This window comes from Kitasatospora sp. NPDC056651 (assembly GCF_042792155.1).
Lineage (GTDB): Bacteria > Actinomycetota > Actinomycetes > Streptomycetales > Streptomycetaceae > Kitasatospora.
Genome location: NZ_JBHTWX010000056.1, coordinates 1 through 15436, shown reverse-complemented (window position 1 = coordinate 15436; position 15436 = coordinate 1). Strand labels below are relative to the sequence as shown.

At 75.0% G+C, this 15436-nt stretch carries 13 protein-coding genes and 1 rRNA gene; 7 read left to right on the top strand and 7 right to left on the bottom strand.

The features are described 5' to 3' along the window. Positions 1 to 584: 584 nt before the first annotated feature. Both ACFRAR_RS21920 and ACFRAR_RS21915 read left to right on the top strand, forming a co-directional pair. Positions 585 to 1796, top strand: a complete 1212-nt coding sequence (locus ACFRAR_RS21920) for a sensor domain-containing protein (RefSeq protein WP_380699800.1) — start codon at positions 585 to 587, stop codon at positions 1794 to 1796. Then, positions 1784 to 2440 (top strand): response regulator, encoded by a 657-nt coding sequence (locus tag ACFRAR_RS21915; protein ID WP_380699799.1) that lies wholly within the window; start codon positions 1784 to 1786, stop codon positions 2438 to 2440. The genes ACFRAR_RS21920 and ACFRAR_RS21915 overlap by 13 nt, the downstream gene beginning before the upstream one ends. Here ACFRAR_RS21915 and ACFRAR_RS21910 read toward each other — a convergent pair. From ACFRAR_RS21910 to ACFRAR_RS21885, 6 genes are all read right to left on the bottom strand, one after another. Continuing rightward, on the bottom strand, positions 2413 to 4767 hold the full coding sequence (locus ACFRAR_RS21910) for a DEAD/DEAH box helicase (RefSeq protein ID WP_380699798.1): 2355 nt from the start codon (positions 4765 to 4767) through the stop codon (positions 2413 to 2415). The genes ACFRAR_RS21915 and ACFRAR_RS21910 overlap by 28 nt on opposite strands. A gap of 197 nt (positions 4768 to 4964) precedes the next feature. Beyond that, positions 4965 to 5963, bottom strand: coding sequence for a hypothetical protein (locus ACFRAR_RS21905; protein WP_380699797.1), 999 nt, complete (start codon positions 5961 to 5963; stop codon positions 4965 to 4967). Beyond that, on the bottom strand, positions 5960 to 6907 hold the full coding sequence (locus ACFRAR_RS21900; protein WP_380699796.1) for an ABC transporter ATP-binding protein: 948 nt from the start codon (positions 6905 to 6907) through the stop codon (positions 5960 to 5962). Before ACFRAR_RS21900 ends, ACFRAR_RS21905 begins: the two co-directional genes overlap by 4 nt. 30 nt (positions 6908 to 6937) lie before the next feature. After that, the gene (locus ACFRAR_RS21895; RefSeq protein WP_380699795.1) at positions 6938 to 7381 is read right to left on the bottom strand and encodes a GntR family transcriptional regulator; all 444 of its coding nucleotides are present in this window, start codon (positions 7379 to 7381) and stop codon (positions 6938 to 6940) included. A gap of 96 nt (positions 7382 to 7477) precedes the next feature. After that, positions 7478 to 9016, bottom strand: coding sequence for a DUF2079 domain-containing protein (locus ACFRAR_RS21890; RefSeq protein ID WP_380699794.1), 1539 nt, complete (start codon positions 9014 to 9016; stop codon positions 7478 to 7480). 134 nt (positions 9017 to 9150) lie between these two features. Next, positions 9151 to 9792 (bottom strand): HD domain-containing protein, encoded by a 642-nt coding sequence (locus ACFRAR_RS21885; protein ID WP_380699793.1) that lies wholly within the window; start codon positions 9790 to 9792, stop codon positions 9151 to 9153. A gap of 104 nt (positions 9793 to 9896) precedes the next feature. On the opposite strand from ACFRAR_RS21885, the gene ACFRAR_RS21880 reads away from it, so the two are divergent. The 5 genes from ACFRAR_RS21880 (at position 9897) to ACFRAR_RS21860 (ending at position 15280) form a co-directional block, all read left to right on the top strand. Beyond that, positions 9897 to 10868: a GlxA family transcriptional regulator gene (locus ACFRAR_RS21880; protein ID WP_380699792.1), complete on the top strand. Its 972-nt coding sequence runs from the start codon at positions 9897 to 9899 to the stop codon at positions 10866 to 10868. Positions 10869 to 11036: 168 nt separating this feature from the next. After that, the gene (locus ACFRAR_RS21875) at positions 11037 to 12251 is read left to right on the top strand and encodes an MFS transporter (RefSeq protein ID WP_380699791.1); all 1215 of its coding nucleotides are present in this window, start codon (positions 11037 to 11039) and stop codon (positions 12249 to 12251) included. 147 nt (positions 12252 to 12398) lie between these two features. Then, positions 12399 to 13577: an alpha-hydroxy-acid oxidizing protein gene (locus ACFRAR_RS21870; protein ID WP_380699790.1), complete on the top strand. Its 1179-nt coding sequence runs from the start codon at positions 12399 to 12401 to the stop codon at positions 13575 to 13577. Positions 13578 to 13692: 115 nt separating this feature from the next. Next, positions 13693 to 14376, top strand: coding sequence for a pyroglutamyl-peptidase I (gene pcp, locus ACFRAR_RS21865; protein ID WP_380699838.1), 684 nt, complete (start codon positions 13693 to 13695; stop codon positions 14374 to 14376). 193 nt (positions 14377 to 14569) lie between these two features. Further along, positions 14570 to 15280 carry a CPBP family intramembrane glutamic endopeptidase gene (locus ACFRAR_RS21860; RefSeq protein ID WP_380699789.1) on the top strand — a complete coding sequence of 237 codons (711 nt, stop codon included), beginning with the start codon at positions 14570 to 14572 and terminating at the stop codon, positions 15278 to 15280. A gap of 65 nt (positions 15281 to 15345) precedes the next feature. On the opposite strand, the gene rrf is transcribed toward ACFRAR_RS21860, so the two are convergent. After that, positions 15346 to 15436, bottom strand: a 5S ribosomal RNA gene (rrf, locus tag ACFRAR_RS21855); the annotation flags it as partial.

Below are 15436 nucleotides of genomic sequence, written 5' to 3'. Positions count from 1 at the left end.
TCCCCTGTGGAACCGGCCGTCCCGCCCCCGAACCGGCTGTTCCCCGCGGAACGCCCGTTCCCGGAAGGACCGTTCTCACTCCGGCAACGCCGGTTCCGCCCTACCCCCGCTCCTGCTGCGCCGCCCGCCAGGCCTCCCGGGCCACCAGCGGCACGAGGTACGACCAGCGGCGCCAGACCGTCCGCCCGCACGTCGTGCGCCCGCGCCGCCGTCGTCAGGCTCGCCCGCCGGACCCGCGGCGCCGGCGGCCGGGAGCCGAGCCGCGAGCCGCCGTACTTGGCGAAGTCGTACACCAGATTGGTCACCACGCCGAGCAGCAGGGCTCCCCCGATCCCCGGCAACCACTCCATCCCGGCCCCCCACCTCGGCGATCGACCGCCCCATTGTGGAGGGGCCCCGCCGCCGGGGGAAGGGCTCCGGGCCGCGGCCGGCTCCGGGGCCGGTGTTAGGGTGATCGAAAAGTCGGACCGCGGGCTCGGAGGCACTGAACCATCGTGCGGGCGCCAGGAATTGCCGCGGCCACGGCCTGGTCCAGCGCCCGGTCCGCCACCCGGTCGGGCCTGCGCTCCGTCGCACGGTCCGCGGTGCGCCGCTCCCCCGCCGCCGCCGGCTACCTCGTCCTCGGCCTCGGCACCGGTCTGGTCGCGTTGGTCGGGCTCTGCCTCCTCCTCGTCGTCCTCGCCCTCTGCCTGGTCGGCGTCGGCCTGCCGCTCCTCCCGCCCGCCCTGCGACTGCTGCGCCACTGCGCCGAGTTCCAGCGGCGGCGGGTCGGCCGCCGGCTGGGCGGCGACCGGCCGTGCACTCCGTACGGCGACCGGGCGTCCCTGCGCGACCCGGCCGTCCGCAAGGACCTGCTCTGGCTGCTCGCCCACGGCACCGCCGGGACGGCCCTGGCGGGCGCCGCCCTCACCCTGTGCAGCCACGCCGTCAACTGGCTGACGGCGCCGATCTGGTGGCAGCTGCTGCCGGACGAGCGGGGGAAGATCATCCTGCTGACCGTCGACTCCTGGCCGATGTCGGCCGCCGCGGCGGCCGACGGGATCGGCTACGCCGCGCTCGCCCTGGCCGCGCTGGCGCCGATCGCCGACCTGCACGCCCGGGCCTCCCGCCGGCTGCTCGTCGCCCGGCCCCGCGCCTCGCTCGCCCGGCGCGTCCAGGAGCTGACCACCACCCGCTCCGAGGCGCTGGACGCCCACGCCGCCGAACTGCGCCGGATCGAACGCGACCTGCACGACGGCGCCCAGGCCAACCTGGTGGCCGTCTCGCTCCGGCTCGGCATGATCCGCCGAGCCCTCGACCAACGCCCGGAACAGGCAGCGGAGTTGGTGGACTCCACCCAGCTCGTCGCCGAACAGGCCCTGGAGTCGCTGCGCGCCCTGGTCCGCGGCATCCACCCGCCGCTGCTCGCCGACCGAGGCCTCGCCGAGGCCGTCCGGTCGCTCGCCGACCGCTGCGCCGTGCCCACCCGGGTGGAGCTCGACGCCCTACCCCCGGCCGGGCCGCCGCCCCGCGCACCGGCCGCCGCCGAGGCCGCGGCCTACTTCGTGGTCTCCGAGGCGCTCGCCAACGTCGCCCGGCACAGCGGCGCCCGCCGCGCCCTCGTCCGGCTGCGGATCACCGCCGACGCCATCGCCGTCCGGGTCGAGGACGACGGCCGGGGCGGCGCCGTCGAGGGCACCGGCAGCGGACTGCCCGGCCTGCGCCGGCGGGTCGCCGCGTTCGACGGGAGCACCCGTCTGTCCAGCCCTCCCGGGGGCCCGACCGTACTGGAGGTGGAGGTCCCGTGCGGGTCCTGATCGCCGAGGACAACGCCCTGCTCCGTGAGGGCCTGGTCCTGCTGCTGCACAGCGAGGGCCACGAGGTGTGCGCGACCGTCGAGCACGGCGACGACCTGTTGCCCGCCCTGCTCGACCAGCGCCCGGACGTCGCCGTGGTCGACGTCCGGCTGCCGCCGGACTTCCGCGACGAGGGCCTGCGCGCCGCCGTCGAGGCCCGCCGCCGGATACCCGCGCTGCCCGTCCTGATCCTCTCCCAGTACGTCGAACGCGCCTACGCCGCCGAGCTGTTGGCCCAGAGCGCCACCGGCGTCGGCTACCTGCTCAAGGACCGGGTCGGCCGCGCCGAGGAGTTCCTCCGGGCACTGGCGCGCGTCGCCGCGGGCGGCACCGCGATGGACCCCGAGGTCATCTCCCAGCTGATGGCCCACCACGCCGGCCCCGACCCGCTGGCCGCCCTCACCCCGCGCGAACGCGAGGTGCTCGCCCTGATGGCCGAGGGCCACAACAACCCGACCATCGCCCGGCTGCTCTTCCTCGCCGAGAGTTCGGTGAACAAGCACATCGGCAGCATCTTCGGCAAGCTCGGCATGCCCACCCCCGACACCGGCCACCGCCGGGTGCGCGCCGTCCTCACCTATCTGCGCGCGCTGGCCGACGAGTGACCGTCCTCCTCGGCCGCCGGCCCGTCCGCCGATCCGTCCGCCGGGCCGTCACCCCCGTCCGCCGGGCCGTCACCCCCGTCCGCCGGTCCGTCCCCCTCCCTTGCCGGTCCGTCCGCTGAGGCCGCCAGCCGCAGCTGCTCCTCCTCGACGATCAGTGCCGCCAGCGACTGCTCCGACACGTCCACCGCCTCCGGAGTCGACTCCGCCACCTCGCTGCGCCGCGCGTAGTCGTCGAACAGCCGGCCCTTCACCCGCAGCAGGTCCAGCATCCGCTGGTCGACGGTGTCCGCCGCCAGCAGCCGGTGCACCCGTACCCGCCGGACCTGCCCCATCCGGCGGGAGCGCGCTATCGCCTGCTCCTCCAGGGTCGGCTTGACCTGCGGCTCGCAGAGGATCACCACCGAGGCCGCCTGGATGTTCAGCCCCACGCCCCCGGCCTGGATCTGGCACAGCAGCACCGCGTGCCCGAGCGCGGCGCTGAACTCGTCCACCACCGACTGCCGCCGCTCCGACCCCAGGGAGCCGTCGATCGGGCCGAACGCCCGCCGCTCCAGGGCGGTGTGGACGGCCGCCAGGACATCGCGGAAGAACGAGAAGACCACCACCTTCAGCCCGCTGTCCGCCGCCTCCCGGACGATCTCCAGCAGCCGCCTCAGCTTGGCCGACTCCTCCGGCTCCGCGTACCCGGCCCGGCGCATCGCCGGGAAGTTGCCCGCCGCAACGGCCGAACGGTAGGCGGCGAGGTCGGCGGGCGAGAACTCCTCCCACTCGTCCACGTGCACGAGCTCGGGCAGCTCGGTGAGCACGTCCCGCTGGTTGCGGCGCAGGTACGCCGGGGCCACCACCCGGCGGAAGGCGGCCGGCCCCGCGACCGCCGGACCGTACCCGATCCGCGGCACCAGCTCGGGCTGGAGGTACTGCACCAGGGCGCGGAACTCCTCCACCCGGTTCTCCATCGGCGTCCCGGTGAGGAACAGCACCCGCTCCACCCGCTCCGCCCAGGCGGCCACCGCCCGCGAGCGCTGCGCGGCACGGTTCTTGACGAAGTGCGCCTCGTCCACCACCAGCATGCCGACCGCGGCCGCCGTCGCGACCTCCGCCGCCTCCAGCCGCCGCAGCCCGTCGAAGGTCACCACCGCGACCCCGCCCTCCCGGAGCCACTCGGCGAGCGCGGCCTCACGCTCCGGGCCGTGCACCCGGTACGCCCGCAGGGTGCTGCGCGACCCGATCTCCCGGGTCCAGTTGATCAGGACGCTGGCCGGGCAGACCACCAGGAAGTGGGTGCTCCCCCGCGCCCGCAGGTGTGCCAGCACGGCGATCGCCTGCACCGTCTTGCCGAGGCCCATCTCGTCCCCGATGATCACCCGCTTCTGGGCCAGCGCGAAGCGCGCCCCGAACGACTGGTAGCCGCGCAGCGAGACCCGGCAGTGGGAGTCGTCCAGCGGCTCGGCCCGGACCCGGTCCGACAGCACCTCCGGCAGGAACCCCTCGGCGGCGCCGAGTTCGGCCCCGGCCTCCCCGGCGATCCCGCCGAGCACGCCGTAGTAGTCCGCCGAACGGAGCTCGAAGTCCGTCCATGCCTCGACCGGGTCCAGCGGCGGGCGCAGCAGGTCGACCGAGGCCTGGGCCAGCAGCACCGGGACCTGCCGCGTCCCGGACTCCGCCAGCACCTCCTCCAGCCGCTCGACCGCCGCCTGTGCCCGTGCCCGCCGCTCCCGCCCGGCGAACAGCCCCCGCCACACCCCGCGGGCCGGCCCGGCGGCCGCCACCAGCGGCTCGACCTCGACCCGGACCCGCTCCGCCGTCTCCCTGGCCCGCCGCGCCTCCGGCCCGGCGGCCACCAGCCGCTGGAGCGCGACGACGAGCGCGGTGCTCGCCTCGTCCCGCTGCTCGACGTCCAGCCGCACCGCCACGCTCTGCTCGACGGCCCTGGTGATCTGCGCGGCGGCCGCGAGGGCCTGCGCCGCCGTCTGCGCACCGATTCCCGGGATCAACTGGAGCGCGTACGGGGAGGCCTCCGCCACCTGCCGCACCGTCCCCAGCCCGGCCGCCTCCAGCGCCCCGACCCGCAGTCGGCCCTCGGTCACATCCCGGAGCCGGCCCACCGCGATGGCGCCGAGTTCCTCCCGCACCAGCCGGTCCCGCAGCTCCACGTACGCCAGCCGCACCTGCTCGACCACCGCCCGGTGGTCCGCCACCACCGCCCCGGCCGCCGCCCGCAACGCCTCCGCCTCGGCGAGGACCGCCCCGGGCCGCCGCCCACCCCGCCGCCGCTCCCCCACCGCCAGCTCCCGTCCCGCTCCGCACCCGAACCCCCATGATTCCATCCACCCCCCGACCCGGCCCGCCCCAGCCCCCGACAGCCCGACGGCCCGACGGCCCCGACGGAGTCGCGCCCCGCTCCGGGCCCCGCCGCCACCTCGACGGAGGCCGGACATGCCGAAGTCCCCCCGGCGGTGCCGGGGGGACGGGGTGGTGCGGGTGGCCGCCGTCGCGTCGGCCGGGCGGGCCGGCCCGCGGGGCGCTACGCCCGGATGCGGCGGAAGACCACGACCAGCAGGAGCAGCGTGAGCGTCAGGAGGATGCCGGCCTCGACGAGTTGGATGGGGACGAGGTGGTCGGCGGGGTGGTAGCGGGCCCAGGAGGCGACGGCGCCGTCGCAGCCGGGGCTTCCGCTGGAGGAGAAGAGGCAGTTGTCGGTGCTCACGCGGGTGCCGTCCGGCAGGATGATGCCGCGGCCGAGGCTCCAGGCGTTGGTCGGTTGCGGGACGCCCACGGCGGCCACCCGGTCCACCGCCGGGTAGAAGGAGGGGCGGGCCCAGATGACGAGGCCATGGGCGATGGCGACGAGGGCGCCGGTGAGGAACATCGCGGGCACGGTGCGGCGGACGAGCTGCCCGACCAGGACGCCGAGGACCAGGGCGAACAGGGACCAGGCGATCGGGGCGAGGCCGAGGACCGGGTAGGTGAACGCCTGGAACGGCGGGTCGAAGGCGGCCGGCCCGTGCACGATGTCGGTCCACCACACCCAGGTCATCAGCGTGGCGATCACCCCGCTGAGGGCCAGGACGGTGACGACGGGGACGCCGAGGCGGACGGCCAGCCAGCGGACCGGGCCGACGGACTGCGCGCGGATCAGCCGGATGGTGCCGCGTTCGTACTCCTGGGCCAACAGCGGGGCGCCGACGAACACGCCGATCCACAGCGGGACGAGGGTGACGGCGGGCTGGAGGACCTCGGAGTACCAGAAGACCGGGCGGTCGATCGGCTGGACGAGGTTCCAGCAGCTCCTGTTGTTCCAGGAGTCGGGGCTCCAGCAGCCGGTCCGCTCCAGGTCGTCGACGATGTCGCGGCTGGTGAAGTGGATCCACAGGAGGCCGGCCACCGCGAGCACCAGCAGCGCGCCGGACGTCCGCAGGAGCAGGCGGCTCTGCCGGAACACCAGCCAGAAGAGCCCGCGCAGACCGGGCGTCGCGGGGGCGGCCGGAGCGGTGGTGCGGTCGGTCAGGACGGTGGTGTTCACGCGGCCACCCCGTTCCGCTGCTCCGGGGCGGCGGGCGCCCGGAGGTAGCCGAGCAGCAGGTCCTCCAGGCTCGGCCGCTCGCTCTCCCACGGCCCGTCCGGCGGTTCGGGGGCGCGGACCAGCGCGACGGTCCGGCGGCCGCTGGTCCGCTTCTCGATCACCGTCTCGTCGGCGAGTGCGGCGCCCTCGGCGGTCGGACCGGTGAGCAGGTGGTGCCCGTCGAGGATCTCCTCCAGGTCGCCGGCCAGCCGGATGGTGCCGCGCTGGACGAGGAGCAGGTGGTCGATGACGCCGTCCAGTTCGGGGAGGATGTGCGAGGACAGCACGATGCTGGTGCCGCGCTCGGCGGCGGCCGACATCAGGGTGCCCATCAGCTGGTGCCGGGCGAGCGGGTCGAGGTCGGCCATCGGCTCGTCGAGGAGCAGCAGGTCGGGGAGCTTGCCGAGGGCGAGGGCGAGGCAGACCCTGGTCCGCTGGCCGCCGGAGAGCGAGCCGATCCGCGCCTTGGGGTTCAACTCGCCCTGGTCGATGACCTGCTGGACCACGTGCTCGTCCCAGACCGGGTTGAGCTCGCGGCCCATCCGCAGCGTCTCGGCGACGGTGAGGCCCGGGTACAGCGGCTTGTCCTGCGGCACGTAGGCGACCCGGGCGCGCAGCTCGGGCGCGCCGGCCGCGGCGCCGAGCACCCGCAACTGCCCCTCGGTGGGCTTGAGTTGACCGGCGGCGAGGGAGAGCAGGGTGCTCTTGCCGGCCCCGTTGGGGCCCACCACGCCGCAGATCCGCCCCGCCGGGACGGCGACGTCACAGTCGCGCAGGGCCCAGCCGCCGCGGTACTTCCTGCCCAGGCCGGCGGCCACCAGCGCCGCCCCGGGCTCCGGCTCGGATGCGGGCGCGGGCGCGGGCGCGGGCGCCAGGGTCGTCGGGCCGTCCGCCCGGTCGGTCATCGGGTCGTCCACCCGGTCCCCCCACTGTTCTCAGTTCGGTGTTGCCGCGGAATCGGAAGCCCCGGAGCCCGAGGCCCCGGAGCCGGAGACCCCGCTGTCGAAGCGCTGCTCCAGGACGGAGGCCATCAGCGCGGCGATGTCCTCACGCTCCAGCCCGGCCTCACGGGCCTGGTCCACCCAGCCGACCAGGTCCGCGCGCAGGGGCCCGTCCGCCGCCGCCCCCGGCCGGGCGAGCGAGCGCCGGACGAAGGTGCCGAGCCCCGGGCGGGGCTCGACCAGCCCTTCGCGTTCGAGTTCGCGGTAGGCCTTCAGCACGGTGTTGGGGTTGATCGCGGTCAGCTCGACCACCTCCCGGGCGGTCGGCAGTTTGTCCCCGGGCTGGAGCAGCCCGAGCCGCAGGGCTTGCTTGGTCTGCTGCACGATCTGCTGGTAGGTGGAGACGCCACTGCGCCGCTCGATGCGGTACTCGATCACCCGCAATTCGGCCTTTCACTAGTTCAATAGCGGAATAGTGGCCCACCGCGACGCGTCGGTCAAGCCGGGCCCGGGGGGTGTCCCCGCTCGAAGCGCTCAGGGCCGCTGGAGCAGCAGCAGGCCGTCCCGGTCGACAAGCGGCCGGTAGCCCCGATCCCGGTAGACGGCCAGCATCCGCGCCGTGTCGGCGGTCGCGCACGGGGACTGCACGCTGGGATCGCGCAGGTCGACGGCCACCCACTGCGGCCCGGGGCCCACCGGCCGCTGACACACCAGGGTGACCTCCGCCCGGCCGGTGAGCTGGGCCGCCAGCCGGTTGGAGGCGGCGACGGTGGCATCGTCGGGTATCCGGTGGAGCAGCGCCCGGGTCTCGGCGAGCCGGGGCGAGGTTCGCCAGGCCTCGGGCATCACCACCTCGTGCAGCGGGTAGAGCGGCAGCGTCACCGCCGTCACCAGGGCGCTGACGGCGAGCGCACGGCGGACCCGGCGGGCGTCGGAACGCCGCAGCACGTCGACCAGGGCCGCCAGCGCGACCGGCATCAGCACCGCGCTGTAGTGGTAACTGACGCCCCAGTAGTGCGAGTTGGTCGAGAACAGCCGCCAGGCGAGGGTGGGCACGGCGAGCAGGAAGAGCGGCGAGCGCACACCGAGGAAGCCGGCGGTGGCGGCGAGCAGGAACAGCAGCAGCCACTTGACCGGCGGCCACCCCAACCGCAGCGGCAGCCCCCAGGGCGAGGACGGCCCGCCGCCGTCCAGCTGCCGCCAGTAGTCGAAGCCCCCGCCCGGGTTGAAGGCCGGCAGCACGGCCAGCACGATGAGCGCGGTCGCGGCGAGGCCGAAGGCGGCGAGGGCGAGCCCGGGCAGCGGGCTGCGCCGCCGCTCCCGCCGGGCCTGCCAGGCGATCAGGGCGCCGACGGCGGCCACCGTCAGCCCCAGGTCCTCCTTGACCAGCACCAACGGCAGCGACCAGAGCGCGGCGGCGAGCGGTCGGCGTCGGCCGAGCGCGGTGGCGGCGAAGGCGAGCAGCGGGACGGCGAAGGCGATCTCGTGGAAGTCGTCGGCCGCCGCCCGGACGATCCCCCAGGAGGCCCCGGTGGCACAGCCGACGAGCAGCGCCGCCTTCGGCCCGGCCACCTCGTGGGCCCAGCGGGTCAGCGGGACGACGGCCAGCGCCATCAGCAACGCCTGGGCGACGACCAGGGTGAGCGCGCTCGGGAAGACCCGGTAGGCGGGGGCGAGGAGCGCGATCAGCGGGTGGAAGTGGTCGCCGAGCAGGTGGTAGCCGGGCCCCTTGAGCGGCACGATCGGCGCCTGGCCGTGCGTGTACGCCCGGACGGCCTGCTCGAAGATGCCCAGGTCGTAGGCCTTGGTGAGGCCGCGCCGGTGCCGGTTGACGGCGACGCAGGCGTAGAGCGAGGCGAAGGCGGCGGCCAGGCCCCAGGCGAGCACGGCGGGTCGGCGGGCGAACCCGGCGAGGCGGCGGAGGGCGAACCCGGCGAAGCGGCCCGTGGCCCTGGCGGGGCGGCGGACGATGGCCGGCGTGGCCGGGAGAGCGGCCGGGACGCCGGCCGGAAGAGCGGCCGGGAGGCGGGTCGCGCTCGAACGGGTTCGGGGCGGGGGGACGGACACGGCCATCGGCAAAGTACCCTTTCACTATTCGATTAGTGGAAGGGTGGTGGAAGTCCGGGCACCCGTCAAACCCGGCCGGGCGACGCCGACCGGGCCTTCGGGCTGCCCTCCGCGGCACGTGGCGCACACCTGGCGCACCCTCACTCCGCCCAGTCGGAGCCCTTGACCACCTCCACGAAGTCACCGCGCTCGAAGCCGGGCACGAAGTGCGCGAGCACGTCCGCCTTGACGTTGCCGAAGGTCGTCTCCGGGCGGTCCTTGACGCCCTCGGTGAACGCGGCCAGGATGCGGTTCTTGAAGTCGGGCCGCGGATGGGCCGCCACCACGGCCTCCCGCCGCTCGGCGGGAACCGCGTGGTAGCCGATCCCCAGCACGTCCAGCTCCACGCCCCGGGTGACCAGGGCGATCTCCGGCGCCATCCGCAACGGGATCTCCGGGGTGGTGTGCAGGGCGATGGCGGTCCAGACCCGGTCAGCCGGCTCCCCGGTGATGCCGTGGGCCGCCAGGAAGCGGCGGGCCTCGTCGGCCCCGTCGATCTCGAAGCGCTGGTCCGTCCGGGCGAAGCGCCCGGTGAGCCCGAGGTCGTGGAACATCGCGCCCACGTACAGCAGCTCCGGGTCGAACTCCAGCCCCTGCTCGGCACCGCGCAGCGCCCCGAACAGGAACACCCGGCGCGAGTGGTCGAACAGCAGGGGCGAGGCCGCCTCCCGCACCAGCTCGGTCGCCTCCCGGGCCAGGGCGCTGTCCGGGACGCGCACGCCCGCGATCGTCTCGTTCGTCATGGTTCCTCCGCTTTCGGGAGCCGTTCGGTCGATTCCCTCCACCCTCGCCCGCGGGCGTAGGCTGCCGCCATGTCGGAACGGACGACCAGCCCTCGGATTCGGACATGACGCACCGGGTCGCCTTCCTCGTGTTCGACGGGGTGACGCTGCTCGACGCCAGCGGCCCGCTGGAGGTCTTCCACCAGGCGGCACGGCTCGGCCACCGGTACGGGACCGTCCTGGTCTCCCCCGACGGCGGCACCGTCACCACCGCCAACGGCGTGGCCCTGGCCGACACCGCCGCACCACCGGACCTCCCGGACCGCCTCGACACCCTGGTCGTCGCCGGAGCCGACCACCTGGCCGCCCGGAGCCCCGACGGACACCTGCTCGCCGCCGCGGAGAGCCTCACCCGACGGGCCCGGCGGGTCGCCTCGGTGTGCAGCGGAGCCTTCGTGCTCGCCGCGCTGGGGCTGCTCGACGGGCGCCGCGCCACCACCCACTGGCGCCACGCCGCCGCCCTCGCGCTCCGCCACCCCGGGGTACGGGTCGAGCCCGACGCCCTGCACATCCGGGACGGCCGGTACCACACCAGTGCGGGCATCAGCGCGGGCATCGACCTCGCCCTCGCCCTGGTCGAGCACGACCACGGCGCCGAGGCCGCCCGCGCCGTCGCCCGCGAACTGGTCGTCTTCATGCAGCGCCCCGGCGGCCAGTCGCAGTTCTCCACCGCCCTCGCCACCCCGCCCGCCCGGAGCGGCCCGCTGCGCGCCCTCACCGACGCCGTCCTCGCCGACCCCGCCGCGGACCACAGCCTGCCCGCGATGGCCGCCACCGCCGCCGTCAGCACCCGCCACCTGGCCCGGCTCTTCCAGGCCGAACTGCACACCACCCCCGCCCGCTGGGTCGAGCGCGTCCGTCTCGACCGCGCCCAGCAACTGCTCCTCGACGGCCACGGCATCACCGCCGCCGCCCGGCTCAGCGGCCTGGGCAGCGACGAGACCCTGCGCCGCGCCTTCGCCCGGCAGTTGGGCACCACGCCCACGGACTACCGCAACCGCTTCACCACCACCGGCGACACCGACACCGACATGTGACGAGCCCTCCGCACCACCGGTTCCGTCCGCTGGGGCCACCCCCGGTGTCCGACGCGAGGTACCGCCGGACCGCCACGGAAGCGTTGACGTCGGATTCACGCCAGCCCAACCCCCGGTCGGCTTGGTGGACTTCGGGGCGGACCCAGCACCGACCGACAGGACCCCGGCATGCCGACCGGCACCACCCCGCGCTCCGCTCCGCCCGCCCCGAGGACCCCGGCCCGGGGCGGCGGCCTGCTCGCCGTCCTCGCCGTCACGACGGGCGTCTTCTCCATCGTCACCACCGAGATCCTGCCGATCGGCCTACTGACCCCGATCGGCGCCACCTTCCGGATCTCCCCCGGCACGGCCGGGCTGATGATGACCCTGCCCGGCATCGTCGCCGCCGTCGCCGCGCCCGTGGTGACCGTCGCCACCAGGCGCGCGGACCGGCGGACCATGCTCGGCGCGCTGATGCTCCTCCTGGCCCTGGCGGACCTGCTCAGCGCGTGCGCCCCCGCCTACTGGGCGGTGCTGACCGCCCGGATCGCGCTCGGGCTGGTCATCGGGGCGTTCTGGTCGATCGGCTCCGGGCTCGCCCCGCGCCTCGTCCCGGAGCACCGGCAGGCCCGGGCCCACACGGTGATCTTCTCCGCCGTCCCGCTGGGTTCGGTGCTCGGGGTGCCGGCGGGCGTGTTCCTCGGCTCCGTGGCGGGCTGGCGGGCGGCCTTCCTCGCGATGGCCGGGCTGACCCTGCTCGCCCTGGCCGCCCTGCTGCGCTCACTGCCGCCGCTGCCCCCGCTCACCACCACCGGCCTGGACGTGCTGCGCGGACTGCTCGCCGCCCGGGGCACCCGCACCGGCATCGCGGTGACCTTCCTGATCGTGCTGGCCCACTTCGGCAGCTACACCTACGTGACCCCCTTCCTCGCCGGCACCACCCACGCCGGCGGCGGCCTGCTCACCGGCCTGCTGCTCGTCTACGGGGCCGCCGGACTGCTCGGCAACGTCCTGGCCGGCGGCCGGGCGGCACGGGCGCTGCGGCCGGTGTTCGGCGCGGCCGCCGTCCTGCTCGCCTGCGCGGCCCTGCTGCTGCCGCTGCTGGGCACCGGCGCTCCGGGCGCCGCCGTCCTGCTGACGCTCTGGGGCGTGGCGTACGGCGCCGTCCCGGTCTGCTCGCTCAGCTGGTTCCTCGCGGCGGCCCCGCACGCGCCGGAAGGCGCCGGCGTGGTGTTCACCTCCGCGTTCCAGGCCGGCTTCTCGATCGGCGCGCTGACCGGCGGCCTGGTGGTGGACCACTCCTCCCCCGGCACCGTCATGCTGCTCGGCGGAGCGGTCGCCCTGCTCGCCGCGGCCGCCGTCCGGCGGTACGGCCACCTGGTCCGTCCCGAGCCGGTGTCGTGACCGTGCTGCCCCCGACCCCTGGCCCTCCGCTCCGCACACGGTGAGAATGCCGGGGTGCCGCCCGTCCGTCCGGCCTGACGGCGGGGCGGGCGAGCAGCGCCGGCCGGGACGGTCCCGGGCGGCCGAGGACGGAAGGACGGCGAGCGGATGGACCCGGCGTTCCACGGGCGGTTCGGCGACTACCAGAACGAGATCTACCTGAACGGGCTCGGCGGCGTGCTGCCGACGATGCCGATGGCCTTCGCCGAACTGGAGGCGCGGGCGAGCGCGGCGCTGGCAGCCCCGGTGCTCTCCTACGTCGCGGGCGGGGCGGGCGACGAGTCCACCCAGCGGGCGAACGTGGCCGCCTTCGCACGGTGGGGCCTGGTGCCGCGGATGATGGTCGGCGCGAACACCCGGGACCTCTCCGTGGACCTGTTCGGCATGAGGCTCCCCACCCCGCTGTTCATGGCGCCGATCGGGGTCATCGGGCTGTGCGCCCAGGACGGCCACGGGGACCTCGCCACCGCCCGGGCCGCCGCCCGGAGCGGAGTGCCGATGGTCGCCTCCACCCTGACGGTCGATCCGCTGGAGCGGGTGGCCGCCGAGTTCGGCGGCACCCCCGGCTTCTTCCAGCTCTACACCCCCACCGACCGGGCACTGGCCGAGAGCCTGGTGCACCGGGCGGAGGCCGCGGGCTACCGGGGCATCGTCGTCACCCTGGACACCTGGGTCACCGGCTGGCGCCCGCGCGACCTGGCCACCGCCAACTTCCCGCAGCTGCGCGGACACTGCCTGGCCAACTACACCTCCGACCCGGTGTTCCGCGCCCGTCTCGCCAAGGCGCCGGAGGAGGACCCGCAGGCGGCCGTCCTGGAGTGGGCCGGCGTCTTCGGCAACCCGCTGACCTGGGACGACCTGCCCTGGCTGCGCTCGCTCACCGACCTGCCGATCCTCCTCAAGGGCATCGGTCACCCCGAGGACGTCCGCCGTGCCAGGGACGGCGGCGTCGACGGCGTCTACTGCTCCAACCACGGCGGCCGCCAGGCCAACGGCGGTCTGGCCGCCCTCGACCTGCTCCCCGACGTGGTCGAGGCCGCCGACGGCCTGCCCGTCCTCTTCGACTCCGGCATCCGCTCCGGCACCGACGTCGTCAAGGCGCTCGCCCTCGGCGCGACCGCCGTCGGCGTGGGCCGCCCGTACGCCTACGGCCTGGCCCTGGAGGGCACCGACGGCATCGTGCACGTGCTGCGCTCCCTGCTCGCCGAGGCCGACCTCCTGATGGCCGTGGACGGCTACCCGACCCTCGACTCCCTGCGCGCGGACGGTGCGCTGCGCCGGACCTGACACCGCGGTGGCGCATCCCCGGCAACAAGCGGGCCTTGCCGGGACATTCGGGACGGCCCTACGCTCGAACGGCACAAATCGGGTCCGTACGTCCACGTGCGCTGGGAGGTCCGCCATCATCCGCGTCCTGCTGACCGCCTTCGAACCGTTCGGCCGAGATCCCCTCAACTCCTCCCTGGAGGCGGGCCGGCTGGTCGTCGCCGGTCCGCCGGCCGGAGTGGCCCTGGAGTTCGCCGAGCTGCCCTGGGCGTTCGGCGACTCGGTCACCGAACTGCGCCGGGCTGTGACCCGGTTCGAACCGGACCTGGTCATCGCCACGGGCCAGGGGGGCAACCGCCCCGACCTCACGGTCGAGCGGGTCGCGATCAACCTGGACGACGCCGTCAGGGCGCCCGACCGGACGGGCAACCAGCCGGTGGACCAGCCCGTCGTGCCGGACGGCCCGGCCGCGTACTTCTCCTCCCTGCCGGTCAAGGCCTGCGTGGAGGCGATCCAGCAGGCCGGCATCCCCGCCACCGTCTCGCACACCGCGGGCACCCACGTCGGCAACCACGTCTTCTACGGGCTGGCACACCTGATCGCCACCGAACGCCCGAGGCTGCACGGCGGGTTCGCGCAGCTGCCGTACCTGCCGAGCCAGACCGCCGACCAGGAGCGGAGCGCGTCGATGTCGGCCGAGACCGCGGCCGAGGGGGTGCGCATCCTGATCCGCAGCGCCGTCGCCGCCCTCCACCCGCCGACCGCCGGCCCGGTGGCCACACCGCGCCGACGAGCCTGGCTGCCCCGCCGCGGCGGCTGACCGCCGCACCGACTCCTCCACCCCCGCCTCCGCCTCCGCCTCCGCCTCCGCTCTCAACTTCACTTCACGGCCGGAGACTTCGTCCTCGGCGACCCTCTTCGACGGGGGCTCCGAAGTCCGACTCCTGCCCTATGCTCGCCGCATGGTGACACGGTGGGGAGAGCACGTTCGCCGGAGGCCGGCGCTCGGGGCGGTGGAACTCGCGTTGGGGTGGCAGGGCGTGGTGGTACTGGTGGCGAAGCTGCTGCCTCCGCTGTCGCCGAACTGGTTCCCGCAGCTGGGTCCGACGGTGGTCAACCTGGTGGCCGCCACGGCGGCGCTGGCGCTGCTGCGGGCCTGGGGGCTGACGCACGTCGCGGGGGTGACGACGTGGGGCAGGCTCGCCCGATGGCCGGTCCTGCTACCCGTCGTGGTGGTGTCCGGCCTCGCGGCGCTGCCCGGCATCACTGGTGACGCTCCGACCCTGATCGGAGGAGTGGCGCTCACGCTCGGCGTCGGCCTCAGCGAGGAGTTGGGCTATCGCGCACTGATCCTCCAGGTCGCACAGCCGCTGGGCACGGTACGCGCGGTGGTGCTGAGCACGGTGCTGTTCGGGGCGGAACACCTGGACAACTACCTGTTCTTCGGGGCGTCCTGGAACAACACCCAGTGGCAGGTCCTGTCCGCCGGCCTGTTCGGCTTCTGCCTCGCCGCGGCACGCCTCACCATCGGGAGCATCTGGCCGCTGGTCCTGGTACACGCCCTGGCGGACTACCTGCAGATCTACTCGCCCGGCCGGACCCCGGACTGGCTCCAGGTGCTCGACATGACGGTCAGCCTCGCACTGGGCCTCGTCCTGCTGCACCGGCACGTGCGGCACGCACCGACGCCGGAGCGGGCCGGCGGTGCACCGCTCCAGCCGTAGACCTCGGCCGGAAACGCGAAGAACCCCCATCCGGAAACCGGATGGGGGTTCAATTCTGAAGAATTGTTCGGCGGCGTCCTACTCTCCCACAGGGTCCCCCCTGCAGTACCATCGGCGCTGTGAGGCTTAGCTTCCGGGTTCGGAATGTAACCGGGC